The sequence below is a fragment of the Neorhizobium phenanthreniclasticum genome (genome assembly GCF_040066075.1).
GTDB lineage: Bacteria > Pseudomonadota > Alphaproteobacteria > Rhizobiales > Rhizobiaceae > Neorhizobium > Neorhizobium petrolearium.
This window is the reverse complement of record NZ_JBEAAL010000029.1, coordinates 1-21,576: the sequence shown is the minus strand read 5'-3', so window position 1 is coordinate 21,576 and position 21,576 is coordinate 1. Positions and strand designations below refer to the sequence as shown.

At 61.5% G+C, this 21,576-nt stretch carries 23 protein-coding genes; 10 read left to right on the top strand and 13 right to left on the bottom strand.

The genetic code is table 11. The annotated features are described in order from the left end of the window. The first annotated feature begins 1 nt into the window (after position 1). The 5 genes from ABK249_RS27380 to ABK249_RS27360 are packed head-to-tail and all read left to right on the top strand — an operon-like array spanning position 2 to position 5,713. Complete coding sequence (locus ABK249_RS27380) at positions 2-1,069, top strand: ABC transporter ATP-binding protein (protein WP_227705798.1); 1,068 nt, start codon at positions 2-4, stop codon at positions 1,067-1,069. A gap of 2 nt (positions 1,070-1,071) precedes the next feature. Further along, positions 1,072-2,019, top strand: a complete 948-nt coding sequence (locus ABK249_RS27375) for an N-carbamoyl-D-amino-acid hydrolase (protein ID WP_348864608.1) — start codon at positions 1,072-1,074, stop codon at positions 2,017-2,019. A gap of 22 nt (positions 2,020-2,041) precedes the next feature. Then, positions 2,042-2,680 (top strand): helix-turn-helix domain-containing protein, encoded by a 639-nt coding sequence (locus ABK249_RS27370; RefSeq protein ID WP_348864607.1) that lies wholly within the window; start codon positions 2,042-2,044, stop codon positions 2,678-2,680. Next, a complete protein-coding gene (locus ABK249_RS27365; RefSeq protein WP_348864606.1) occupies positions 2,677-4,518 on the top strand; it encodes an adenine deaminase in 1,842 nt (613 codons plus the stop codon). The genes ABK249_RS27370 and ABK249_RS27365 overlap by 4 nt, the downstream gene beginning before the upstream one ends. Positions 4,519-4,528: 10 nt before the next feature. Then, positions 4,529-5,713 carry an alanine racemase gene (locus ABK249_RS27360; protein WP_348864605.1) on the top strand — a complete coding sequence of 395 codons (1,185 nt, stop codon included), beginning with the start codon at positions 4,529-4,531 and terminating at the stop codon, positions 5,711-5,713. Between the two features lie 123 nt (positions 5,714-5,836). Here ABK249_RS27360 and ABK249_RS27355 read toward each other — a convergent pair whose 3' ends face one another. The 6 genes from ABK249_RS27355 to ABK249_RS27330 all read right to left on the bottom strand — a co-directional run bounded on the left by ABK249_RS27355 (position 5,837) and on the right by ABK249_RS27330 (position 11,534). Then, the gene (locus ABK249_RS27355) at positions 5,837-7,735 is read right to left on the bottom strand and encodes a nitric oxide reductase activation protein NorD (RefSeq protein WP_227705803.1); all 1,899 of its coding nucleotides are present in this window, start codon (positions 7,733-7,735) and stop codon (positions 5,837-5,839) included. Positions 7,736-7,745: 10 nt separating this feature from the next. Next, entirely contained in the window at positions 7,746-8,558 is an 813-nt protein-coding gene (locus tag ABK249_RS27350) for a CbbQ/NirQ/NorQ/GpvN family protein (protein WP_348864604.1), read from the bottom strand. A gap of 60 nt (positions 8,559-8,618) precedes the next feature. Further along, positions 8,619-9,965 (bottom strand): nitric-oxide reductase large subunit, encoded by a 1,347-nt coding sequence (locus ABK249_RS27345; RefSeq protein ID WP_348864603.1) that lies wholly within the window; start codon positions 9,963-9,965, stop codon positions 8,619-8,621. A gap of 21 nt (positions 9,966-9,986) precedes the next feature. Further along, positions 9,987-10,439, bottom strand: a complete 453-nt coding sequence (locus tag ABK249_RS27340; protein ID WP_037145455.1) for a c-type cytochrome — start codon at positions 10,437-10,439, stop codon at positions 9,987-9,989. Positions 10,440-10,694: 255 nt separating this feature from the next. Beyond that, positions 10,695-10,967, bottom strand: coding sequence for a cytochrome C oxidase subunit IV family protein (locus tag ABK249_RS27335; protein ID WP_037145456.1), 273 nt, complete (start codon positions 10,965-10,967; stop codon positions 10,695-10,697). Positions 10,968-10,982: 15 nt separating this feature from the next. Continuing rightward, positions 10,983-11,534 carry a cytochrome c oxidase subunit 3 gene (locus ABK249_RS27330; RefSeq protein WP_037145457.1) on the bottom strand — a complete coding sequence of 184 codons (552 nt, stop codon included), beginning with the start codon at positions 11,532-11,534 and terminating at the stop codon, positions 10,983-10,985. 115 nt (positions 11,535-11,649) lie between these two features. On the opposite strand from ABK249_RS27330, the gene ABK249_RS27325 reads away from it, so the two are divergent. Continuing rightward, a complete protein-coding gene (locus tag ABK249_RS27325) occupies positions 11,650-11,805 on the top strand; it encodes a hypothetical protein (protein WP_200883902.1) in 156 nt (51 codons plus the stop codon). 10 nt (positions 11,806-11,815) lie between these two features. Beyond that, a complete protein-coding gene (locus ABK249_RS27320; protein ID WP_348864602.1) occupies positions 11,816-12,499 on the top strand; it encodes an NnrU family protein in 684 nt (227 codons plus the stop codon). A gap of 58 nt (positions 12,500-12,557) precedes the next feature. Here the strand turns inward: ABK249_RS27320 and ubiV are convergent, their stop codons facing one another. From ubiV to ubiT, 3 genes are read right to left on the bottom strand one after another with little or no spacing between them, the layout of a single operon-like run. Continuing rightward, on the bottom strand, positions 12,558-13,499 hold the full coding sequence (ubiV, locus tag ABK249_RS27315; RefSeq protein ID WP_348864601.1) for a ubiquinone anaerobic biosynthesis protein UbiV: 942 nt from the start codon (positions 13,497-13,499) through the stop codon (positions 12,558-12,560). Between the two features lie 2 nt (positions 13,500-13,501). Next, complete coding sequence (ubiU, locus tag ABK249_RS27310; protein WP_348864600.1) at positions 13,502-14,479, bottom strand: ubiquinone anaerobic biosynthesis protein UbiU; 978 nt, start codon at positions 14,477-14,479, stop codon at positions 13,502-13,504. Beyond that, complete coding sequence (gene ubiT / locus ABK249_RS27305; protein ID WP_227705808.1) at positions 14,470-14,979, bottom strand: ubiquinone anaerobic biosynthesis accessory factor UbiT; 510 nt, start codon at positions 14,977-14,979, stop codon at positions 14,470-14,472. The genes ubiU and ubiT overlap by 10 nt, the downstream gene beginning before the upstream one ends. 291 nt (positions 14,980-15,270) lie before the next feature. Here ubiT and ABK249_RS27300 point away from each other — a divergent pair, with 291 nt between their 5' ends. Then, the gene (locus ABK249_RS27300; RefSeq protein WP_227705809.1) at positions 15,271-17,424 is read left to right on the top strand and encodes a methyl-accepting chemotaxis protein; all 2,154 of its coding nucleotides are present in this window, start codon (positions 15,271-15,273) and stop codon (positions 17,422-17,424) included. Positions 17,425-17,454: 30 nt separating this feature from the next. Here the strand turns inward: ABK249_RS27300 and ABK249_RS27295 are convergent, their stop codons facing one another. The 4 genes from ABK249_RS27295 to ABK249_RS27280 form a co-directional block, all read right to left on the bottom strand. Beyond that, a complete protein-coding gene (locus tag ABK249_RS27295; RefSeq protein ID WP_037146033.1) occupies positions 17,455-17,928 on the bottom strand; it encodes a hemerythrin domain-containing protein in 474 nt (157 codons plus the stop codon). A gap of 44 nt (positions 17,929-17,972) precedes the next feature. Further along, the gene (locus ABK249_RS27290; protein WP_037145465.1) at positions 17,973-18,248 is read right to left on the bottom strand and encodes a DUF6522 family protein; all 276 of its coding nucleotides are present in this window, start codon (positions 18,246-18,248) and stop codon (positions 17,973-17,975) included. Between the two features lie 60 nt (positions 18,249-18,308). After that, on the bottom strand, positions 18,309-18,971 hold the full coding sequence (ric, locus tag ABK249_RS27285; RefSeq protein ID WP_227705810.1) for an iron-sulfur cluster repair di-iron protein: 663 nt from the start codon (positions 18,969-18,971) through the stop codon (positions 18,309-18,311). 103 nt (positions 18,972-19,074) lie between these two features. After that, the gene (locus ABK249_RS27280; protein ID WP_227705811.1) at positions 19,075-20,586 is read right to left on the bottom strand and encodes a UbiD family decarboxylase; all 1,512 of its coding nucleotides are present in this window, start codon (positions 20,584-20,586) and stop codon (positions 19,075-19,077) included. A gap of 233 nt (positions 20,587-20,819) precedes the next feature. On the opposite strand from ABK249_RS27280, the gene napE reads away from it, so the two are divergent. Together napE and ABK249_RS27270 are read left to right on the top strand one after the other, a co-directional pair. After that, the gene (gene napE / locus ABK249_RS27275) at positions 20,820-20,987 is read left to right on the top strand and encodes a periplasmic nitrate reductase, NapE protein (protein WP_037146038.1); all 168 of its coding nucleotides are present in this window, start codon (positions 20,820-20,822) and stop codon (positions 20,985-20,987) included. Positions 20,988-21,269: 282 nt separating this feature from the next. After that, positions 21,270-21,557 (top strand): chaperone NapD, encoded by a 288-nt coding sequence (locus ABK249_RS27270; RefSeq protein WP_037145468.1) that lies wholly within the window; start codon positions 21,270-21,272, stop codon positions 21,555-21,557. Positions 21,558-21,576 lie beyond the last annotated feature (19 nt).

Below are 21,576 nucleotides of genomic sequence, written 5' to 3'. Positions count from 1 at the left end.
AATGGCCGATCACGCCGTTACATTGGATAATGTCGTTGCCCATTATGGCCGCACCCAGGTCCTGCACGGACTGAACCTTTCCGTCGGCGAAGGCGAACTGGTCTCGCTGCTCGGCGCCAGCGGCTGCGGCAAGACGACGACGCTGAGGCTGCTCGCCGGCTTCATCCAGCCGACCAGCGGCGCCATCACCGTCGCCGGGCGCGACGTCACCGGCCTTCCTCCCCACAAGCGGGATGCCGGCATCGTCTTCCAGAACTATGCTCTGTTTCCGCATCTTACGGTCGCGGACAATGTCGGTTTCGGGCTCAAGCAGCGCAAGGTGCCGGTCGCCGAGCGCGAGGCTCGCGTCAAGGCCATGCTCGCTCGCGTCGGCCTTGCCGACTATGCCGACCGCTTGCCGGCCGCGTTATCAGGCGGCCAGCGTCAGCGCGTGGCGCTCGCTCGGGCACTGGCGATCGACCCACCGCTTCTGATGTTCGACGAGCCGCTCTCCAACCTCGATGCCAAGCTTCGGATCGACATGCGCGTCGAGATCCGCGAATTGCAGCGCGCCAACCGCCGCACCGCGATCTACGTCACCCATGACCAGGAAGAGGCCTTTTCGATCTCCGACCGCGTGGCAATCATGCATGCCGGCCGGATCGTCCAGCTCGACACGCCGGAAGTCCTCTACACCCGCCCGGTCAATGCCTTCGTGGCGCGTTTCGTCGGCTTCGACAATCTGCTGCCCATGACCGTGATCGCCCGCAACGGTGACGCAGTCACCGTGGAGACGGTCGGCGGCACGCGCCTGGCGCTATCGCAGGGTATGACCGGTCCGCTCCCCGATCGCTTCCTGGTCGGCGCCCGGCCGGAAGGGCTGGAAATCGTTTCCATGGGGCCGGAAACGATCCCGGGCAAGACGCATACGCGTTCCTATCTCGGCCGCGCCTACCAGTACAAGGTTGATACCGCGATGGGCGTACTCACCGCCAACGCGCCACTTGCCCACGACCACGGGCAGGACAGCGCCGTTGGTCTGAGGCTGAATTTCGAACATTGCTGCATCCTGCCGTACGAGGAGAACTGACCATGGCACGCTCGATGGTGGTCGCGGCCGCGCAGATGGGGCCGATCGCAAGACAGGACAGCCGTAAACAGGTCGTCGCGCGGTTGATCGCGCTTTTGCAGGAAGCGGCGGCCCGCGGCGCCGAACTGGTGGTCTTTCCCGAACTGACGCTGACGACCTTCTTTCCCCGCTGGCATCTGACCGATTCCGCCGAGATCGATGCCTTCTTCGAGCGCGAAATGCCCGGACCGGAAACGCTGCCGCTCTTCGAGGAGGCGAAACGCTTGCAAGTGGGCTTCTATCTCGGCTACGCGGAGCTTGCCGTCGAAGAGGGCAGGACCCGTCGCTACAATACTGCCATCCTCGTCGACCGGGCCGGTGCGATCGTCGGCAAGTATCGCAAGGTCCATTTGCCGGGCTGGGACAGGCCGCAGCCGGACCTTCAAGCCCAGCATCTTGAAAAATACTATTTCGAGCCCGGCAATTACGGCTTCCGCGTCTGGAAAACCATGGGCGCGACGATCGGCATGTGCATCTGCAACGACCGGCGCTGGCCCGAGACCTACCGGGTGATGGCGCTGAAAGGTGCCGAGATGATCCTGGTCGGCTACAATACGCCCGATGACCATACCGGCAATTTCGATTTCGACAGCCTGACGCTGTTCCACAACCAGTTGTCCCTGCAGGCGGGCGCCTACCAGAACTCGACCTGGGTGGTCGCCACGGCCAAGGCGGGACTGGAGGAGGGCTCGAACCTGATCGGCCAGTCGATGATTGTCGCACCGTCCGGCCAGATCGCGGCGATGGCGACTTCCACGGAGGATGAAGTTGTCGTGGCAAAGTGCCATCTCGATATGGCAACGCTCTACCGCAAGACGATCTTCGATTTCGCACGCCATCGCGAGCCGGACCATTATCGCCTGATCGTCGAAACCAGGGGGCCGATTGCGGGCGCAGAGAACGAGACTTGAAAACGGGAGGGAGGAACCCGGAATGAATGATCCAGGACAACATGCGGCGCCGACAACCGACGATGCAGCCGCCGTCGCGCGTATTCTGTCGGACCTCAGGAAGGCGAACAGCTGGACGCTGTCCGAGGTTTCCAGGCGAACCGGCGTCTCCATCTCGACGCTGTCCAAGATCGAAAACGGCCAGAGCCGTCCCGCCTACAGCGTGCTCACTCGGCTCGCCTCCGGCCTCGACATCGATTTTGCCGACCTGCTCGGCGGAGAGCCGCCGCAGGGGCGCTTTTCCGGCGCCGCCCGCGCCATCACGCGCGCGGGCAGGGGCAAGCATTTCGGCAGCGAGATGGGGCTTTACGAAATGCTGGCGACCGATCTTGCTGCCAAGTCGCTGCAGCCCATGGTCATCGATATCCAGCCGCGTGACGACGACAGTCCGAGCGTCAGGAGCGCCCATTCCGGCGAGGAATTCGTTTATGTGCTAGAAGGCGATGTCGTTTTCGAGATGAATCCTTATGCGCCCGTTGTGCTCGCAGCCGGCGATTCCGCCTATTTCGACGCGGCGATGGATCACGGTTTCTATGCGGTCGGCCCGAAACCCGGCCGCATCCTCTCCATCTGTTTTGCCGGTTCGGCACCGAAGCCGACGGAAAGCCTGGAAGCAAAATGATAAACGCGAAATCCGAAGTCCTTATCCGCCAGAAGCTGACGCTCGTCGCCCTCGGCAAGGCCCCCGCCGATCGCATCCTGCGCGTCGGCAGGCTGCTCGATACGGCAACCCGCACCTGGGCCGAGAACCAGGAAATCGTCATCAAGGGCGATCGCATTGCCTATGTCGGCCCGGCCGGTTCCTGGCCGGGAACCGCCGATGCCATCGTGGACCGGCCGTCGCTGATGGCCATCCCAGGGCTCGGCGAAGTGCACAAGCATATCGAAAGCTCGCACCTGACGCCCGAATGGGAGGCGGCCCTGGTCATGCCGCGCGGCAATACGTGGACATGCGAGGCAAGCCACGAATTTTCCAATGTGCGCGGCTCCCGCACACTCGAATTCTGGATGGCTGCGCGCCAGCACGGCTCGCCGCTCAAGATCTTTCCTCTGCCCGGCTCGGCAGTGCCGCCGACAGCCTATGAACATGGCGGCGGCTGGTTCGGCTATGATGAACAAAAGGCTTTCCTGAAAGACAGCCTGATGGTCGCCGGGTTGGATGAGGTCATGGACTGGCCGGCCGTGTGGAATCCCGAGAACGCATCGCATGCGCGGCTGTGGGGCATGATCGAGGCAACGTTCGAGGCGCGCGGCGTGGTCGAGGGCCATGCCGCCGGACTGAGGGACTTGCCGACCATCAACGCTTTCGCGGCCGCCGGTCTCGCCTCCGACCATGAAGCATGGACCGCCGAGGAGTTCTGGGACAAGCTCTCCCATGGACTCTTCATGGAACTTCGTCCGCATTCGATGCCCGACGTCATCAAGGGCCTGCTTCAACGCGGCCTTTCCGACTGGTCGCAGATCGCCTTTGCAACCGACGACCGCAGCGCTTCCGAAACCCTGCAGAAGGGCGCGACCGACTACAATGTCCGCCTCGCCATCCAGTCCGGCCTTGCACCGGAAATCGCCATCCAGTGTGTCACCATCAACCCGGCACGGCACATGCGCCTGACCCCCTGGGTCGGTTCGATCGCTCCCGGTCGCTTCGCTGATATCGTGCTGCTCTCGGACCTCGAGAACTTCGAGATCGCCGAAGTCTGGGCCGACGGCAGGCAGGTCTCCGAGGGCAAGCGTTACATCCTCGATGTGCCACAGATCGACTGGCCGGAATGGGCACGCAATACGGTGCAGATCGGTGGCGAGCTCACGGCCGCGGATTTCGCGATCGAGGCTCCCGCCGGCCGTACCACGATGATGGCGGCCGTATTGCGGCCCTTCCATTGGGAAGACAGTTTCCTCACCTACGAACTGCCGGTGGAAGAGGGGAGGGTTCAGCGCGATACGGGCCGAAACATCACCAAGTTCGCCATCGTCGACCGCTTTTCCGGCAAGAAGTCGCTGTCGAAAATGTTCTGGGCAGGAACCGGGCCGCGCACGCCCGATTGCGCGCTAGCAAGTTCCCTCGCCCATGACAAGCACAATGTCTGGTGCGTCGGCTCCTCCGACGAGGCCATGGCGATGGCCGTCAATGCGCTTGCGGAAATCGGCGGCGGCTGGGCTCTCGTGCGGGACAACAAGGTCGTCGCTACGGTGCGCTACGAAGTGGCCGGGCTGATGTCGTCCCGTTCGGCGGAAGACCTGGACGCCGACATGCAGCGTCTTTATGCCGAGGGCGACAAGATCGACTGGATGTTCGAGCCCTCGTCGTCGCCGCGTTGGTGGGCAGGCTTTCCCGAGCGGCTGGCCTTCGCCACGCTTACCTGCGCGCCCTGGCGCTGGGTACTGGTGGCGCCTTCCGACGACGTGCCGCAAGGCCTTGTCAATGTCGCCACCGGCGAAACCCATCCGATTGTCTGGTGAGGAGGGCGCCATGCACGACCCATTGAATGTTTCAGCCGATGGGACGCGGAAAGCCTTTGCCGGCGCTGAAGACCTGCAAACACCCTGCGTCGTGGTCGATGAACCGCGGCTCGACGCCAATATCGCCCGCATGCAGTCGATCGTTGGTAACCGGGTGGAACTGCATCCGCATATCAAGACGCACAAATCGGTGGCGATCGCCCGACGACAGCTTGCGGCCGGAGCCCGCGGCATCACTGCCTCTCATGCCGCCGAAGCCGCCGTTTTCATCCGGGCGGGCATTTCGCCGGTCACCGTCGCCTATCCGATGATCACGCCGGGGCAAGTCGCGGGCCTCCTGAAGCTCGCGGCCGATCGCGATGCGGAATTGCGCTTCATCGTGGATAGCAGCTTCGGGCTTGATGTCCTGGAACAGGCCGCGGTCGAGACGGGCAGGGCAGGCGGCGTATTCCTCAAGGTCGATGTCGGTCTGCACCGCTGCGGTGTCGATCCGGAGAACTCCGAAAGCCTCGTGCTGGCGGACAGATTGGCACGCTCGAAGCACCGCTTCATGGGGCTACTCTCCCATGCCGGACACGCCTATGGCGCCGGCAATCCGGACGGCGTCCGCAAGGTAGCGGCTGACGAACGCGAGACGCTGCTGCGCTTCCGCGAGGCCTTGCGTGGCAGGGGGATCGACGTGCCGCGCATCTCGATCGGCAGTACCCCGACGATGCTCTGCAATGACGGCTTCGAGGGCATCGACGAAGCCCGGCCCGGCAATTACGTCTTCCTCGATCTCACCGCCGTCAGGCTCGGAATCGCCACGCGCTCGGAGATTGCGCTGGCGGTCGCGACAACGATCATTTCGGCCAATCGCGACGTCTATATCATCGATGCCGGCTCGAAGACGCTGAGTTCCGATCTCGGTCCCCACAGCGTCGGTACCGGCACTGCCTTTGGGGAAGCCTGGTCGGATGAGCTTGAAACACCGTTGATCGTCACGCGGCTCTCCGAGGAGCACGGCATGGTCGCGCGCGGCGCGACCGATCTTGCGATCGGTGACCGGCTGCTCATCTATCCGAACCACTCCTGCGTCGTCGTCAACCTGGCTGCCGGCCTGCACCTTGTCGGCGGAGGAGAACAGCGTCGGCTGGCCATTGATGCCGCCGATAACCGCATACGCGCACAAGGCGAAGGCGAAGATCGGGATTAGCGTTCGAGGTCTATCGGAACAGAACGGCAGACCATTTCGATAAGCGGGACAGGCGCTGGTTCAGAGTGGAGAGGTGGAGGTTCGGCAATCCGCCGCGGCCGAACCTCCGCGCGGCCGGGTTCTCTAGCCCGTCAGGCCGCGATAGATGGCGGGCAAGGCCGCCGGCAGTTTCGAAATGTTTCCGACAACCGCATAGCCGTTGCGGCCGAACATCGTCGGCAGATAGGATTTTGCGTCCTGGTCCACCGTCACGGCGAATACGTTTACACCCTGGCGACGCGCTTCCTGCACGGCGCGGCGACTATCCTCCAGCGCGAAACGGCCCTCGTAGTGATCGATGTCGTTCGGCTTGCCGTCGGTCAGGACGAGAAGCAGGCGCGTCCGGTTGGGGCGTTTTGCCAGTTCGGCGGTCGCATGTCTCATGGCGGCTCCAAGACGTGTGTAATATCCGGGCTTCAGCCCGGCGATACGATCCTCGACACCCGGAGAAAGCCGCTCATCGAACCCTTTCACGGTCTCGACCCGCACCCAGGAGCGGCGCCGCGACGTGAAGGTCAGGATGGAGTGATCCGTGTCGCAGCCGGTCAAACCTTGCGAGAGGACGAGAAGCGCTTCCTTCTCGACGTCCAGGACCCGCCGGTTGTCGATCCATGCGTCGGTGGAAAGGGAGACGTCGACGAGTATGGTGACCGTAAGATCGGGGTTGCGCGGCTGGCTCGTGATGTGAATGCGGTCCGTGCCCTGTCCACCGGCCACGAGGTCGGTCCGGCGCCGGACAACCGCATCGAGATCGAGCTCCGCTCCGTCAAGCTGTGATTTGAGGAGTTCCTGGCGAGGGCGCAGGATCTCGAACTGCTTGCGCACCTTTCTGACCAACGCCTTCGTGTCGTTCGACATGGAAAGGCGATCGCCGGAGACCGCCACCGGAACGGCAAGAACCCGGCAATGGTTCTTCAGATAGGCGGCCTTCCGGTAATCCCATTCGGGATAGGTCAGATCGGCGGCGATTTCCTGGAGGTCGACCATTTCGGGCGGAAGGTCGAGATCGAAGCGGAAACGGGATGAGGGACGTTCCCGCCGATGCCCGAGGACCATCTCGTCGAGATCCTCGGCAGCCTTTCCATCCTCATCGGGCGTGTCGTCGGTCGGCCGGTCGACATTGACCATTTCGGCCATCGCCAGGATCTTTTCGAAACGGTTCAGGATGAAGGGGCTCCGGTCGGAACGCTTCTCGTCTTCACGCTCCCGTTGGGCGGCAAAGCGGCGTCCTCCATTCGACCCTTGCGGATCGCCGAGCGGGGCTTCCGAATCCGTGGCCGAGGAGCGGCTTTCCTCCTGCTGGAAGAATTCCGGCCAGAGCGGCACATCCATCATCGGCTGATAGCCGGGCGGGGCATGGTGCGGGAATATCGCTTTGGGCAGATCGTCGGGCAGGCCCGCGCCGGTGCGAAGAAGGCTGACGATCCTGTTTTCCAGAAGCTGTTCGACCGCCGGAAGCTTGCCGCGATGGCGTTCCGCAAGTGTTGCCGCGCAAAGGCGTCGATAGGCCGGACGCAGCCCGGGGAAGGCGGCTAGGGCGGCTTCCACGTTGGTCGTGGAAAGGTGCAGCCGCTCAAGATCGCGGATAAGGGGATCGGCCGACGTGGGCTGTGCCTCCGGCAGCATGGCCACGGCGGCGGTCAACCAGATGAACAGCTCGCGGTTGAGGCTGCGATCGGGAAAGAAGTCGATGACCTCTGGCAGCATTGCCCGTGCAAAATCCCGGCCGGACCGGGCAAGCCGCTCCTCGCCCAGCCCGACGAGCTGGCGAAGCTTCAGCCTATGTTTCGACGTGCGCTGATGGGCAGCAACGAGCTGGACGGCGTGATCGCCGCCGAAGCCGCGGAAGCAGGAGGCGAGCATCGGCTTGATCTCGTCCAATGCGACCGCGTGTTCCGGATATCGCGGCGTGCTGCGCGTCTGGCCGATCAGCCGATGCCAGGCCTTGCCGACGGTTTCTTCCAGTTCGAGGAAGTCCAGCATTGATCTGTCCTCAAGCTACGACCGCATTTGCGACTTCGAACAGCGCCGCCCGCACATCCGGATCATCTGTCAGTGGCTCGATCAGGGCGGCACGGATCGCGTCACGCGGCTTCAGGCCGCTTTCGATGAGCGAGGCGCAATAGACGAGCAGGCGCGTCGAAACGCCTTCTTCGAGATCGTGCCCCTTGAGCGCCCGCAGGCGGTGGGCAAGGGTAACCAGCGGCACGACATGCCGCTCCGCAAGGCCGCTTTCTGCCGCAACGATTGCGACCTCCTGTTCCCGAGGCAGGAAATCGAATTCGATAGCGATGAAGCGCTGCTTGGTCGAAGGCTTCAACGTCTTGAGAATATTCTGGTAGCCGGGATTATAGGAGACGACCAGCATGAACTCCGAGGGGGCCTCCAGCACTTCTCCCGTTCTTTCGAGAGGCAGGATGCGCCGGTCGTCCGTCAGCGGGTGGATGACGACGGCGACATCCTTTCTCGCCTCGACGATCTCATCGAGATAGCAGATACCGCCGCCACGGACCGATCTTGTCAGCGGCCCGTCGACCCAGACGGTCTCGCCGCCTTTCAGAAGAAAGCGGCCGGTCAGATCGGCCGCCGTCAGATCGTCATGGCAGGAGACGGTGGAGAGCGGCAATTCGAGCCGTTCCGCCATATGGCTGACGAAGCGGGTCTTGCCGCAGCCGGTCGGGCCTTTCAGAAGAAGCGGAAGCTGCCGCTTCCATGCCGTCTCGAACAATTCGCATTCGTTTCCTGCAGGAACGTAGTGAGGGACCTGCCCGGCATCTGCGGTTTTGACCTGAGGGGTCGCGTTCATTGGGGTATCCTTGATCTTTAGAGGGGGAGCAGCTCCATCGGGAGATGGAGCCGCATCGCATCATTCGGCCGGCTGGATGCTTGCGCTGCCAGCAAGGTTTTTCTCGCGGCCAGGGACGAACAAGGCCCAGAGAAACATCAGCGCGGAGATCAGCACGAAGACGCCCGAGCCGAGGCGGATCCAGTAGAAGATCGCCAACTGGTCCTGGACATCCATATAGCCTTCGCCCAGGACGCGCTGGAGATGCACCTGAAGGACACCCGCAAAGGTCAGCGCGAAGGTCATCACCGACATGGCCGTGCACATGATCCAGAAGCTGACGATCGAAAGCCACTGGTTGTACGGGCTGCGACCCCGGATTTCCGGAACCGCGTAGGCCATGACGGCGAGGTTCAGCATGACGTAAGCGCCGAAGAAGGCGAGGTGGCCATGGGCCGCGGTGACCTGCGTGCCGTGGGTGTAGTAATTGACCGACGACAGCGTATGCAGGAAGCCCCAGACGCCCGCTCCGAAGAAGGCCATGACCGAGCAGCCGATCGACCAGAGGAGCGCGGCGCGGTTCGGATGCTTGCGGCCGGCCTTCCAGGTCATCACGAACGTGAAGATGACCATGGTGAAGAAGGGCGCCACTTCAAGCGTCGAGAAGAGCGAGCCGATCCACTGCCAGTAGCCCGGCGCGCCGATCCAGTAGAAATGGTGGCCGGTGCCGAGAATGCCTGAGAACAGGGCAAGCCCGACGATGACATAAAGCCACTTCTCGACGACTTCGCGGTCGATGCCGTTGAGCTTGATCATCAGGAAGGCGAGGACGGAAGCCATGATCAGCTCCCAGACCCCTTCGACCCACAGGTGGACGACATACCACCAATACATCTTGTCGAGAGCCAGATTGGCGGGGTTGTAGAAGGAGAACAGGAAGAAGATCGCGACACCCCAGAGGCCGAAGATCAGGATGTTCGTGACGACCGTCTTGCGGCCCTTCAATACCGTCATAGTGATATTGAACAGGAACATCAGGCAGACGACGACGATGCCGACCTTGATGATGAAGGGTTGTTCCAGAAATTCGCGGCCTTCATGGATCTTGAAGAGATATCCGACGACGGCCACCGCCGCGGCGCCCAGGAAGATCCAGAGCTGGGCGATGGCGAGTTTCGGACTATATAGTTCCGTCTCGGCCTCCTCCGGCAGAAGATAGAAGGTGGCGCCCATGAAGCCGATGAGCAGCCAGACGATCAGCGCATTGGTGTGCACCATGCGCACGATGTTGAACGGCAGAAGTTCGGCGAGCGTATTCGGCAAGACGTAGATGGTACCTGCAAGCACGCCGAACAGGACCTGAGCGATGAAGAGGCCGAGCGCGCCGTAGAAATACAGCATTGCGACCTTTTGTGTCTGATATTTCATGTGTCTTTCCTTCCCGTCAGATCAGCCGGCATCGTTCGGCGGCCAGTTCTGGGTCTTGATCTTGCTGGTCCATTCGAGGAAGTCAGCCAGATCGTCGAGTTCCTGTTCCGTCAGATTGAACTGCGGCATCTGCCGCCTGCCTTCGATTCCGCTCGGCTGTGAGGCCATCCATGCTTTCAGGGTGGCGCGGGCGGTGTCCGGGTCTGTATCGCCGCCCCAGCGCTTCCACACATTGCCCACTTCCGGCGCGAAATAGGCGCCTTCGCCGAGAAGGGTGTGGCAGTTGATACAGGAGTTTTTTTCCCAGACGTGTTTGCCGCGCGCGACGGAATCCGTCAGCGTGGCCTCGTCCGTGGAGGTGGTTCGCATGTAGTAGTGGCTGTGGGCGGTGAGCCCCAGAAAGATTGCGAAGAAGAACGCGGAGCCGCCGTAAAAGACGTTGCGTGCCCCGGTCTTCGTGAGGCGTTCTGCCATCCTGATGTCCCCTATGTGCGGATGCCTTTGGCAAATTCGGGAATCGAGCCGCGGATGCGGACGATGACCCGTGGAGCTTCTATGCGAGGATTCCGGGATGGGTTCTTTGCGCTTTCCCAAACAAAAAGTCGGAGCTTCGAGAGACCGCAATCTCGAAAGGCGAGGGCCGGCTTTCCTTGGCACCCGGTAGGGAGCAATGACGGCCGCGCCTGCGGTCAGGGCACGCGCCGGCTTGAGAGGGGAGCTCAGGTTTGCCTAGAGAACAGCCGCCAGCACGGCCTTGCCCAGGGAGAGAGCCGCGAAGAAGGTCGGCCAGATCATCAGCGCACGGGCCAGGAGAGGCCGGGTTCCGCGCAGGCTCATGAAGTCGAGCACGATGAGCCGCACTTTCGCGACCGTCATGACCAGGATGGCCGTGAACGCGATCATCGGGATCGCCTCCTGCTTCCACTGGGCCGCGATCAGCGCGCCAACGATGCCGAGCATCAAGACCCAATTCGCGCTGCCGAAGAGTTTCGAATCGTTCATTCCGGCCTCCCGACCCTAGCTCAGGTAGATCAAGGGGAACATCACCAGCCAGACGATGTCTATGACATGCCAGACGGTCGTCAGGATGACGATTGTCGAGCGCTCCAGTCTAATCGCCGCCAGCACGAAAAGAGCCGCTACGAAAGCCACATGCGCCAGGTGGAAGCCGGTGATGAGAAAATAGAGTTCGAAAAAGGTTTGAAGATTCTCATCGCCGGCAGCGGTCCATTCGGAACTGTACTCGACGAATTTCAACGCCACGAAGAGGAAACCCAATGCCGCGGCGAGCAACAGGGAGAGGCGCTGTCGGCGGGGTTTGTCCTGAGAGTTCGCCGCAAGCGCGGCCTGCCAGCTGCTCGCCAGGAGCACGACGGTGTTGAATCCTGCCAGCCGAGGTGTGAGGTGGAGCTTTGCAAGCGCAAAGCTTTCCGGGTGAAGCATCGACATGACGAGATAGCCGATCAGCAGGATACCGAATGCTGCAAGCTCCCCCCATACCAGTACCCAGAGAAGAAGGTCGCTGCCTTCGTCCGCCTCGTCGGTCGCCGGGATTACCGCCATTCTCATGTCTCCGTTATTTTCGGGGCCGAAGATGAAGGCAAATCAGGCGCCGCTCTTTGTCATATCGCAAAGAAACGAGAGATGGAGGGCTTAGGATCAGGGCAAAACCCAAGGATCTGTCATGTCTGACGCTCAAATCGGCCTCGTGATGGCCGCTCCGATCATTGTCATATTCGCCATCGCACTGAAGCGCATGGGGGTGCTGCAGGGGTACAGCTCGCTGGCGGCTGTTGTCTTTTCAGTTGCCATTGCCGGCGTTCTCTTCTGGCAACAGTAGCAGTCCTGCCATGCCGGAGTTCCTTTTGGCGTTTACGGCGTTCGTCGCCCTGCACTCCATACCGGCGGTGCCGCGGATCCGTGGCACGCTGATCGGATGGATGGGGCACGGAAGTTATATCGCCGCCTATTCCGTCGTTTCCACCGCGGCTCTTGCCTGGCTTTTCCTTTCCGCCCTGAGCCTCGATTACGTAGAAGTCTGGCAGCCGGAGCCATGGCAGGCCTGGTGCACGCTCCTGCTCTCGCCGATCGGGCTGTTCCTGGTTCTGGCCGGCCTTTTCAGCCGGAATCCCTTTTCGATTTCGTTCAGGAAGAAAGGCGAACCGGACGCCATCGTGGCCGTGACGCGCCATCCGGTTCTATGGGGTTTCCTGTGCTGGTCGATCGGGCATATCCCGCCCAACGGAGATCTGCGTTCGCTCCTCCTGTTCGGGGGCTTTGCCTTCTTCTCTGCCGGCGGGTTCCTCATGCTCGAAAGAAGGGCGCGTCGCGCATTCGAAACCAGATGGCCGGTGGCCTCTTCGCAAACCTCCGTCATTCCGTTCGCAGCAGCCATCAAAGGTCGAGCCAGGCTCAGGATCGACAGGCCGATGGCCGCGGCCATGCTTTGCACCATCGTGCTCGTCTTCTGGCTTCTTGCGGAAGGGCATGCCGCTCTGATGGGCGCGGGTCCGCTTGTTTTCCTTCGTGCTTGATCACGCCCTGACGGGACGTGCTTCAACCATCGCGTCGGTCGCACATTGCTTAGCCAGATTAGTCCAGGCCCACGCCATGGGCCGTATTGCGGGCACGTGCGACCCATGCAGCTCCTTCGCGCGCATGATGAAAACCGTTCGAAAGCGGGGCCATCGGATAGATCTCGCGCAGCAGCGCGATCGCCTCGTCTGCATCCAGCGTGTCATCGAGCACGGCGCGGTAGAGCTTTGCGACCGCCACCATGTTGCAGTCCTGGGGCGACAGTCGGATTGCCGAAACGCCGCATGCGGAGAGGCTTGCGAGTTCACCCAGGAGCGCCTGACAGGTATGGGAAACGGTCTGCACCCCGTTCAGGGCGAGGAAAGACTGACGGTCAAGGGTTTTCACCGGCAGGCCGTCCGGGTCTTCTCCGCACACGAACTGGCAATTGTCCTTGATCCTTCCCTTGGATCTGGCATGCGCGCATCGCGCCGAAATCGCGAGCGGCATTCGGCCGAAGGCGAACACCTCGAATGCGATGCCGGGACTGTCGGCAATGATCTTCTCGACGGATGCGAAAGGCAGTTCCGGCGGCAGACAGATCGCGGTCGCACCGCGGTCAGCGAGCAGTTTGGCCGTCGCTGCATTATAGACATTGACCAATGGGCCGATGCTGTGAGGCCTGCCATTCAGGAGCCCCAGGGCGGAAAGGTCGTTGGCTTCGATCAGATGCTCGCTGTCGGAAACGAGTTCCCGGATCTGACGGCTTTCCCGCTCCAGCGTGACGAGCGACAGCGTCGACAGAACCACACTCTTTCCGGCCGCTTCAAGCCGCTCTATCACCTCGGCGATGTGGGGTTCGATGAAATGCTGGCGCTTGGAGCAAACGGTCTCGCCAATCACCACGCGATCCACCGGCGCTTCGTCGGCGATGCGGAAATGAAAATCGCGCCATTTGGGGCCATCCCAAAGATAATAGACAGGTCCCATCGTCAAGGAGGGCGGGACGGTGCGGCTCATGCTCATCTCCAGCGCTTCTCATAGGCGCCAGATGTGGTCTTCTGGCCTTCGCTCAGGTTACGCAGGCCGGCAAGCAATGCGGCTCGCTTGGTAGGATCGGCCGACAACGCCCTCTTCAGGGTCGACACGACCTCGGCGACATAGGCCTTGCCGCGCTGGCGGCCCTCGATCTTCAAAGCGCTGACACCCGCGGCGGCAAGCGCATCGATCTCGCCCATCACATCGAGAGAAACCGGGTCCTCGAAAGCATAGGCGCGACTGTCGGCGATATCGAAGCGGCCCTTGCAGAGAGTGGGGTAACCGGCCGCCTCGCCGGCGGGGAAGCGATTGATGGTATAATCACCAAGCTCCGAAACCAGCTCGTTGCCTTCCTGACGGTAACGCACGTGGCTTGCCGGCGAGCAGACGCCGTTCATGTTTGGCGATTTTCCGGTGGCATAGGAGGATAGAGAACAGCGCCCCTCGGCCATGACGCAAAGCCCGCCGAACACGAAGACCTCGATCTCGCAACGAATCTGCGGCGCAATGCGAGCGATGTCGGCGATGGTTAGCGTCCTCGGCAGGACGACCCGTTTGGCATTGAACGCATCGACCAGAAAATTGATCGCATCCGCGTTCGAGGCGGAAGCCTGGACCGAGACATGCAGCCGCTGTTCGGGATAACGCTCCGTCACATGCGCCATCAGGCCGAAATCCGCGAGGATCAAGGCATCGGCGCCAAGCGCGACCGCGTTGGCGGCAGCGCGATACCATATCTCTTCGTTCCCGGCGCGCATGAAGGTATTGAGGGCAACAAAGGTCTGCGTGCCGTGGCGACGGGCATAATCGATCGCCGTGCGCAGTTCGTCGCGACTGAAATTGAGGCCGGGAAAATTGCGGGCGTTGGTCTCGTCACGGAAGCCGCAGTAAACGGCGTCGGCTCCTGCATCGACGGCCTCGCGGAAGGCCGCGGGCGTTCCGGCCGGGCAGATCAGTTCCATGCGGAGACCTCGTCGGCAAGTGCACGACGGCGAATGCCTTCAGCCAACTTTCCGAAGACCGGAGCGAGAGGACCGGCGAGGGCGGACAGGTCACGCGGCAGGTCGATGTCGGCGTCGTCGAGCGCATTCCGCATCGCAAGCATGGCCTCCATGTCTCCTGTGATGGAAAGATCGCGCGAGAAGAACAATGCATCGGCATCGCAACGGCCTTCGAGCAGTGCAAGCAAGATGAAGAGCGGCCCTTCCACCGAGGCATCAACCGCGCTCTGCATTGCCGACTTTCTGATGACGCAGATCGCCGGCCGGGCCGGCTCCACGATAAAGGCGAGCGGCAGGTCGCCCGGCAGAAAGGCGAAGCGTTTCGCCTTGTGCTCCCCCAGCCGTTCGAAGAGATCCGGATGCTCCTTCAACACCCGCTGGAACAGCATTCCCGTCGCTCGTTCAATCGCCGCAAGCGGCATGTAGTTCAGGGGAATGGCGAGCAAGCGGGGAAATTCCATATTGACACATCCTGCTGAAATGCGGGCTTAGGCTATCGACTGCAGGAGGGGCGGTGTTTGAGCTAGCGCAAAGACAAACGACAGTTCCGGTCGAACGGGTTCGGGCTCATGGCCGTGCTGATCCGCAAGCAAGATTTGCCAATGGGGTGCGGATAGTTTTGCCCGGCGGCTGAATGCTGGGTTGTTTGCGCTGCGGCAAAGAGGCGAGCGGCGCGTGTGGTAGCATAAAAAGGCCGGGAATGAATTGCGGCATTTCGGCATGAGGCCGGCATCGCTCCGGAACCTTTGTTCATGCGTTTGTCTGATGTCGCAATCACCAAGAGAATCCTGCTCTCCGTCTGTATTCCGCTTCTTCTCGCCACCGGGCTTTCCTATGACAGGATCGACAGCGGCCTCAGCACCTACCGTGACACCGCGCATCTGGTCGATGTCACCGAGTATATCTCCCATGTCGGAGAAGCCGTTCATCAACTGCAGATCGAGCGCGGGGAGAGTGCAGCGATCCTTGGCGGAAAAGCCGCAGGCGCCGGGGAGCACCTGAAAAAGGTACGGCTGGACTCCGATCAGTGGATTTCGGTTGTCGCGCAGGCGGATCTCGGCGGCCCGACGATACGGCGCGAGGAGCTTCAGGCCTTGACCGATGTCCGACGGAGAATCGATCGGATCGGTATGACCTCGGATGAAAGCAGCACGTTCTACACCCGTCTGATCGGACAATTTCTCGCGATACCGCGTACTCTGGCGGCACAGAATACCGACAGCGGGCTTTCAACGGAGATCGCCGCCTATAACCAGCTCTCCCAGGCGAAGGAGTTCGCGGGGCAGGAGCGGGCACTCGGCAATGCCGCGATCTCGTCGGGGCATATCGATGCTGCAGCGCTTCTGAGGCTTTCCCTTCTCTATGGCAGCCAGTCGATATTGCTCGAAGGGTTCAAGGTGAACCACCCGGACCTCGCCCAGGATATCGAGGCAGTTCGTCCGGACAGCGATACGATGCTTGCGTCGATGCGCCAGCGGTTGCTCAGCTCCGGCACGGATGCGGATCTGTCGAGCTGGAACGCGGCACAATGGCATAAGGCGGCGACCGAACGCATCAATGCTCTACGAGTAATCGAGAAAAAGATGCTGATATCCCTGCGCGAAAAGGCAGCGGTTCTGGCGCAGCGGGAATTGGAGACTCTCGTAACGATGGGAACGGTCCTGGCGCTGGCGATTGCGGCAGCGCTTGCCTTGTCGACATCGATAGGCCTGGGCGTCGTCCGTCCGCTCAGAAAACTCACTGAAGCCGTGCAGCGCCTGGCCGAAGGCGAAGTCAGTGAAGCGTCAGTTGCGGCCGATACGAAGGATGAGATCGGAGCACTGGCTCTTGCCGTGCGTCACGCAATCGAGGCTGCCAGGGAACGGGCGGAGCTTGATCACCGGGAGCAGATGCGCCGTGCTGCGGAGAGGCAGAAAGAGGCCGAGCTCATCGAGCAGGAGCGAGCCGCCCGGTCCCGCGAACTCGAACATGCCTTGCGGCAACTGGATGGCGGGCTCAAGGCGCTCGCCAGCGGCAATCTTGGCCATCGTATCACCGAGGAACTGGCATCCAATCTCGAACCGCTCCGGCTGACATATAATCAATCGGTTCAAACTCTGGAACGCCTTGTCTTCCTTGCCGGCAGCAACGCCAACTCGATCAACGATGCCTGCACCGATCTGCACGAAGCGGCCGACGACCTCGCCCGCAGGACTGTCGGCCAGGCCGCGGCTCTGGAAGAGGCCGCCGCGGCGCTGGAAGAAGTGGCAACGGCGGTGAAAATGTCGGCTAGCGGCGCCGAGGAGGCAAAGAAGTCGGTGGGGATCGCCAATTCCGATACATCCCAGGCCGCAAAGGTCGTCGCCGACACGGTTGCTGCCATGCAGGAGATTGCCAAGTCTTCCCATCAGATCGGCCAGATTATCGGGGTCATCGATGAGATCGCGTTCCAGACAAATCTCCTGGCCCTCAATGCCGGCGTGGAAGCTGCCCGGGCCGGGGAGGCTGGAAAGGGATTTGCCGTGGTTGCTCAGGAAGTGCGAGAACTCGCTCAACGCTCTGCAACGGCGGCACGCGAGATCAAGGCTCTTGTTGCGAGCGCTTCGAGAGATGTTTCCGGCGGAGTCGCCCTGGTCGGGCAGGCGGGGGCCGCGCTCGACGGTATCGAACGCCACGTCCGGATGATCAACCAGCAGGTCTTGGCGATCGTTCAATCCTCGGCCGAACAATCGGTGGCCCTTGCAGAAATCACGTCGACAATCAGCCAGCTTGACCAGATCACGCAGCAGAACGCATCGATGGTCGAGCAGACAAACGCAGCCACCCAGTCTCTCGCAAGCGAGACCGAGAAACTGAGGGCACAGCTCGGCGCGTTTCAGACCGGAGAGGAGATAGGCTCCGATATTGGAAGACGTGCCGCGGCGTGAGGGGAACTCGTATCGCGGAGGCGAGCCTGGCTAGGCGAGAACTTCGCGACCTTCGGCCTCCGCGACCAAAAGTGCTTCGATGATCAGTTTTTCGGAAAGAACGTGTCTGCGGACGCTTTCCAGGAAGCCCTGGAGCATGTAACGAACGGCCTGTTCAGGCGGGATGTCGGGCCTTTCTGCCATCGCTTTCAGCGTGAGCGATACCTCCTCGCAGGTCAGCACGTCGCAGCGGTGCTCGGCTTTCAGTCGCTCGATCAACGTGGCGGCGAAATGCGAGCCGGCATTCCTGTCGAAATCCGGGAACAGGATTCGTTCCTCCACCTGATGCGTCTGCTGCAGAAGCGGAATCATGATCTGCGACGCGCGCAGGCAGGCGTCGCGGTCCACGTCCGACGGGAGCGCAAAAGCTATCTCTTCCAGGACGAGGCAAAGCGCCATGAGAGCTTCGTGGTTCCTTTCGAGCTGGGCGAGAGCATGCGTGTTCAGGTTTGCGTCTGCAGGCATATTCATTCCCTCATTGTCACCAGGAACTGGAGGTTGCATCAGCGTCAGGGCCCGCGAACCCGGCCGCCTCCGCGAACGAATGTCATGGCTTCGTCCCGGACCTCGCCTTCGTTGCTTAGGATGGCGCGCCACAGGCGGTTTCCAAGGCGAACGCTGAGGCGGCAGGTCCCGATGTCCTCAGCTTCGCCACGCTCCACCATGCTTTTCACGAGACCTTGCCGGATTCTCTGCCGGAAGTCTTCGCCTGATAGCCCGAACCGACCGGCGAGCTCACCGGATTCCAAGATGAAGTCCCCGTTTGGGCCCCGTTCGATATGCATCGCTTTTCCTTCGTCGATGATATTGAGGCGGGATCTACCGCTTCAACGCGCTTTGACATTCTACGACACGGTTTCAAACCTTGGGAACAGCACTTCGTTTTCGAGATGCATATGGACGACAAGGTCGTCGGTGAATTTGCGCAATCCCGTATAGAGCGCCGTCCAGGATCTGCAGGCACCTTCCGGCAGGGCAAGGCTGTGCGTCACATGCTCGATGGCCTGCAGATGCTGTGCTTCATCTTCATGCTCGTGCCGCATTTCGGAGATCGGATGGGTGATCATCGGGCTGCCGCCGCGCTGCATCATCGGAAAGAGCACCTGCTCCTCCCTTTTCATATGGCCTTCCAGATCATCCCGCAGCCTCGTCAAGGTTTCTGAAAGTCCGATCGGCGCGGAAGGGTGAGCGGCATGCACTCGCTCGACTTTCTGGGCCAGAGGGATAAGCCAATCGAGCTCTTCGCGATGCGCGGCGTGATACCTGCTGAGGATGTGCGCAATCAGGGCCAATGTTTCCTGCGGCGCATCCCGTCCCGATGCCTGCTCGAGGGCCTCCAGATCGGCGATCAGGGCGGCCGGCGCAAGACCTGCCTGTTCAGCCGCCATGGACAGAGGTATGTCGCCGCCGCAGCAGAAGCTGATACCGTGACGGCGAAAGATTTCGGCGGCACCCGGCAGTTCCGTGGCGAACGCGGCGACCGTCTTGTCCGGGTTAATTCCACTCATGATGTGCTCCTCGTCGATGATGATTTCAGGATTGCGGTGAGGCCGGTTTTTGTTCTCTCGCAGGTGCCGCTCGCAGCTCGAAGCTCTGCAAATGATCGGGTTGTCATGGCGAGACCCCGCCGAGGCCGAGGGACGCCCACATGCGGTCGATCTTTCCCACGACTTCCGGGGACATCTGGAGAACCTGTCCCCATTCCCTCGCTGTTTCCGAACCGATCTTGGTCGTGGCATCCAGCCCCAGCTTGCCACCGAGCCCAGGCTGCGGAGAGGCAAAATCGAGGTAATCGATCGGGGTTTTATCCACCATCATGAGGTCGCGGCCGGCATCGAAGCGGGTGGAAAGCGCCCAGATGACATCCGGCCAGCTTCTGACGTCGATGTCGCGATCCACCACGACGATCAGCTTGGTATAGCTGAACTGCGGCAAGATCGACCAAAGGCCCATCATGATCCGCCGTGCATGCCCCGGATAGCGCTTGTCGATCGAAACGACCATCGCCCGATATGAACAGGCCTCCGGCGGGAGCCAGAGATCGTGGATTTCGGGGAACTGGCGCTTGACCAGCGGGATGAAGAGCTCGCTCATGGCTTCACCAAGCGTGGATGGCTCATCCGGGGGGCGACCGGTATAGGTGGAGAGATAAATCGGATTGCGGCGCATCGTGATCGCCGAAAGGGAAAGAACAGGAAAGGCCTCGGCGGCGTTGTAGTATCCGGTGTGGTCTCCGTAGGGGCCCTCTTCGGCCACTTCGGCAGCGGAAACCAGGCCCTCGAGGACAATTTCCGCCTCTGCGGGAACCGGAAGCGGCACAGAGAATGCCGGCGCGATCTCCTGCCGCCTGCCTTTCAACAGACCGGCGAAATTCAACTCGCTCAGGTTCTCCGGCAGCGGCATGACGGCAGCGAGGATTGTTGCCGGATCCGCACCGATGACGACCGCCACCGGCATGTCGCGGCCGAGCGCCTGCCACATACGGTGGTGTCTCGCGCCACCCCGATGGGCCAGCCAGCGCATGATCAGGCGGTCCTTGCCGAGCTTCTGCATCCGGTAGATGCCGATATTGATATCCGTCGGGTCGTCCGGCGCGCGCGTGATCACCAATGGCCATGTAATGAGGGGGGCGGGCTCGCCGGGCCAGCACGACTGGATCGGCAACCGGCCGAGATCGATTTCCGTGCCTTGCCAGACGATCTCCTGGCAAGGCACGCGAGATGTCGAACGGGAGTTCAGGGCGAGGGCGGCTTTCAGAAGCGGAAGTTTCTGCCATGCATCACGGACCGATTTCGGCGGCTGCGGTTCACGCAATTCACTCAGGAAAGCGGCAAGTCCCGAGATGCCGCCTGCCTCAAGCCCGAGGCCCCATTCTATTCTCTCACGTGTCCCGAACAGATTGGCGAGGAGGGGGATCGGCTTGACGTTGCCGGAAGCATCGACCGGCTTTTCGAAGAGCAGCGCAGGCCCCTGATCCACAAGAACCCGGCGATGAATTTCGGTGATCTCATGAACCAGCGATACGGGTCGAGATATCCGCTTCAGCCGCCCTCTGCTTTCCAGAAAGGCAACAAAATCCTGAAGATTGGCGTAGCGGCGGGGAACTGGGACATCGGCTTTCATCCCCGCCAGATTCAGAAGAAAAGAACAGATGTCTTTGCGCTTGCGCAAATAGGCCAAGGCAAAGAGATGCAGACCGGGAGTGACAGGAAGCCCTCTGCTTTTCAATGCATGCATTCGGCAACCAAAAGGCGATGCGCATTTCATTTTTGGCTTTTTTTTGAGCGATTCAATGTTAGATTGCATAGCAAGTGCGCAGCATGGAGGATTGATTGGTCAATTTTTCCACCGAGCAACTGAAGGATGGAGCGCCAAAATCCCGCAGGCGCGCTGAACTTTTAACGTTTGTCATCCTGGCCTTTGGCATCTGGCCTATCGTCGCCGTTGGCGTGGTCGGCGGATACGGCTTCCTGGTCTGGATGTACCAGATCATCAGCGGCCCTCCCGGTCCCCCCGGTCATTGAGGCTCGTCATGCAGGATCGTCGCCTCACCCGATACCGTATCCTGCCAGACAGGATAACGTCAGACACGGGCGCCCGACCTCGAGGTTTTGGCCCCCACCCGTTCCATGCAGACACGGGATTCGGCGTCCTGGCCGAACGATGTCCTGCCGAGGTTATCGGCGCCCGACCGGCACGCGGTGACCTCCTCCTTCCGGATAACGACAACGAAGCCGTCACCGGTGGCAATGCATGCAAGGCGTCTGCCCTGTCGGCGCGATGCGCGTGGAACAGCGGGATATCCGATGTCTGAAGGGAAGCAGCGCTACTACGTGTCCAGCGCGGTGATCGTGATGAAGCCGCAGGACCAGGAACGCGTTCGCCGGGCAATATCCGAGATGAGCGGTGTCGAGGTCCACGGCGTTCAGGACGGCAAGATGGTTGTCGTCATCGAAGGTTACAGCAGCGGCCAGCTGGGTGCGGCTTTGTCGGCAATCTCGGCGATTGACGGCGTGGTCGCCGCGAACATGGTTTTTGAACATTCCGAAGAGCAAGAGGGTATCGCAGATGAAGGGAGAACTGACGCGGCGTGATCTCATCAAGGCGCATGCG

Bases quoted from the DNA above. Each gene is read 5' to 3' on its own strand.
- ubiV (WP_348864601.1), bottom strand. From the start codon at position 13,499: ATGAGCCGCACCGTCCCGCCCTCCTTGACGATGGGACCTGTCTATTAT.
- ubiU (WP_348864600.1), bottom strand. From the start codon at position 14,479: ATGGAACTGATCTGCCCGGCCGGAACGCCCGCGGCCTTCCGCGAGGCC.
- ABK249_RS27330 (WP_037145457.1), bottom strand. From the start codon at position 11,534: ATGAGAATGGCGGTAATCCCGGCGACCGACGAGGCGGACGAAGGCAGC.
- ABK249_RS27290 (WP_037145465.1), bottom strand. From the start codon at position 18,248: ATGCATATCGAACGGGGCCCAAACGGGGACTTCATCTTGGAATCCGGT.
- ABK249_RS27365 (WP_348864606.1), top strand. From the start codon at position 2,677: ATGATAAACGCGAAATCCGAAGTCCTTATCCGCCAGAAGCTGACGCTC.
- ABK249_RS27350 (WP_348864604.1), bottom strand. From the start codon at position 8,558: ATGAACGCGACCCCTCAGGTCAAAACCGCAGATGCCGGGCAGGTCCCT.
- ABK249_RS27370 (WP_348864607.1), top strand. From the start codon at position 2,042: ATGAATGATCCAGGACAACATGCGGCGCCGACAACCGACGATGCAGCC.
- ABK249_RS27340 (WP_037145455.1), bottom strand. From the start codon at position 10,439: ATGGCAGAACGCCTCACGAAGACCGGGGCACGCAACGTCTTTTACGGC.
- ABK249_RS27375 (WP_348864608.1), top strand. From the start codon at position 1,072: ATGGCACGCTCGATGGTGGTCGCGGCCGCGCAGATGGGGCCGATCGCA.
- ABK249_RS27325 (WP_200883902.1), top strand. From the start codon at position 11,650: ATGTCTGACGCTCAAATCGGCCTCGTGATGGCCGCTCCGATCATTGTC.
- ABK249_RS27360 (WP_348864605.1), top strand. From the start codon at position 4,529: ATGCACGACCCATTGAATGTTTCAGCCGATGGGACGCGGAAAGCCTTT.
- ABK249_RS27335 (WP_037145456.1), bottom strand. From the start codon at position 10,967: ATGAACGATTCGAAACTCTTCGGCAGCGCGAATTGGGTCTTGATGCTC.
- ABK249_RS27345 (WP_348864603.1), bottom strand. From the start codon at position 9,965: ATGAAATATCAGACACAAAAGGTCGCAATGCTGTATTTCTACGGCGCG.
- ABK249_RS27355 (WP_227705803.1), bottom strand. From the start codon at position 7,735: ATGCTGGACTTCCTCGAACTGGAAGAAACCGTCGGCAAGGCCTGGCAT.
- ABK249_RS27380 (WP_227705798.1), top strand. From the start codon at position 2: ATGGCCGATCACGCCGTTACATTGGATAATGTCGTTGCCCATTATGGC.
- ABK249_RS27320 (WP_348864602.1), top strand. From the start codon at position 11,816: ATGCCGGAGTTCCTTTTGGCGTTTACGGCGTTCGTCGCCCTGCACTCC.
- ubiT (WP_227705808.1), bottom strand. From the start codon at position 14,979: ATGGAATTTCCCCGCTTGCTCGCCATTCCCCTGAACTACATGCCGCTT.
- ABK249_RS27280 (WP_227705811.1), bottom strand. From the start codon at position 20,586: ATGAAAGCCGATGTCCCAGTTCCCCGCCGCTACGCCAATCTTCAGGAT.
- ric (WP_227705810.1), bottom strand. From the start codon at position 18,971: ATGAGTGGAATTAACCCGGACAAGACGGTCGCCGCGTTCGCCACGGAA.
- ABK249_RS27300 (WP_227705809.1), top strand. From the start codon at position 15,271: ATGCGTTTGTCTGATGTCGCAATCACCAAGAGAATCCTGCTCTCCGTC.
- ABK249_RS27295 (WP_037146033.1), bottom strand. From the start codon at position 17,928: ATGCCTGCAGACGCAAACCTGAACACGCATGCTCTCGCCCAGCTCGAA.
- ABK249_RS27270 (WP_037145468.1), top strand. From the start codon at position 21,270: ATGTCTGAAGGGAAGCAGCGCTACTACGTGTCCAGCGCGGTGATCGTG.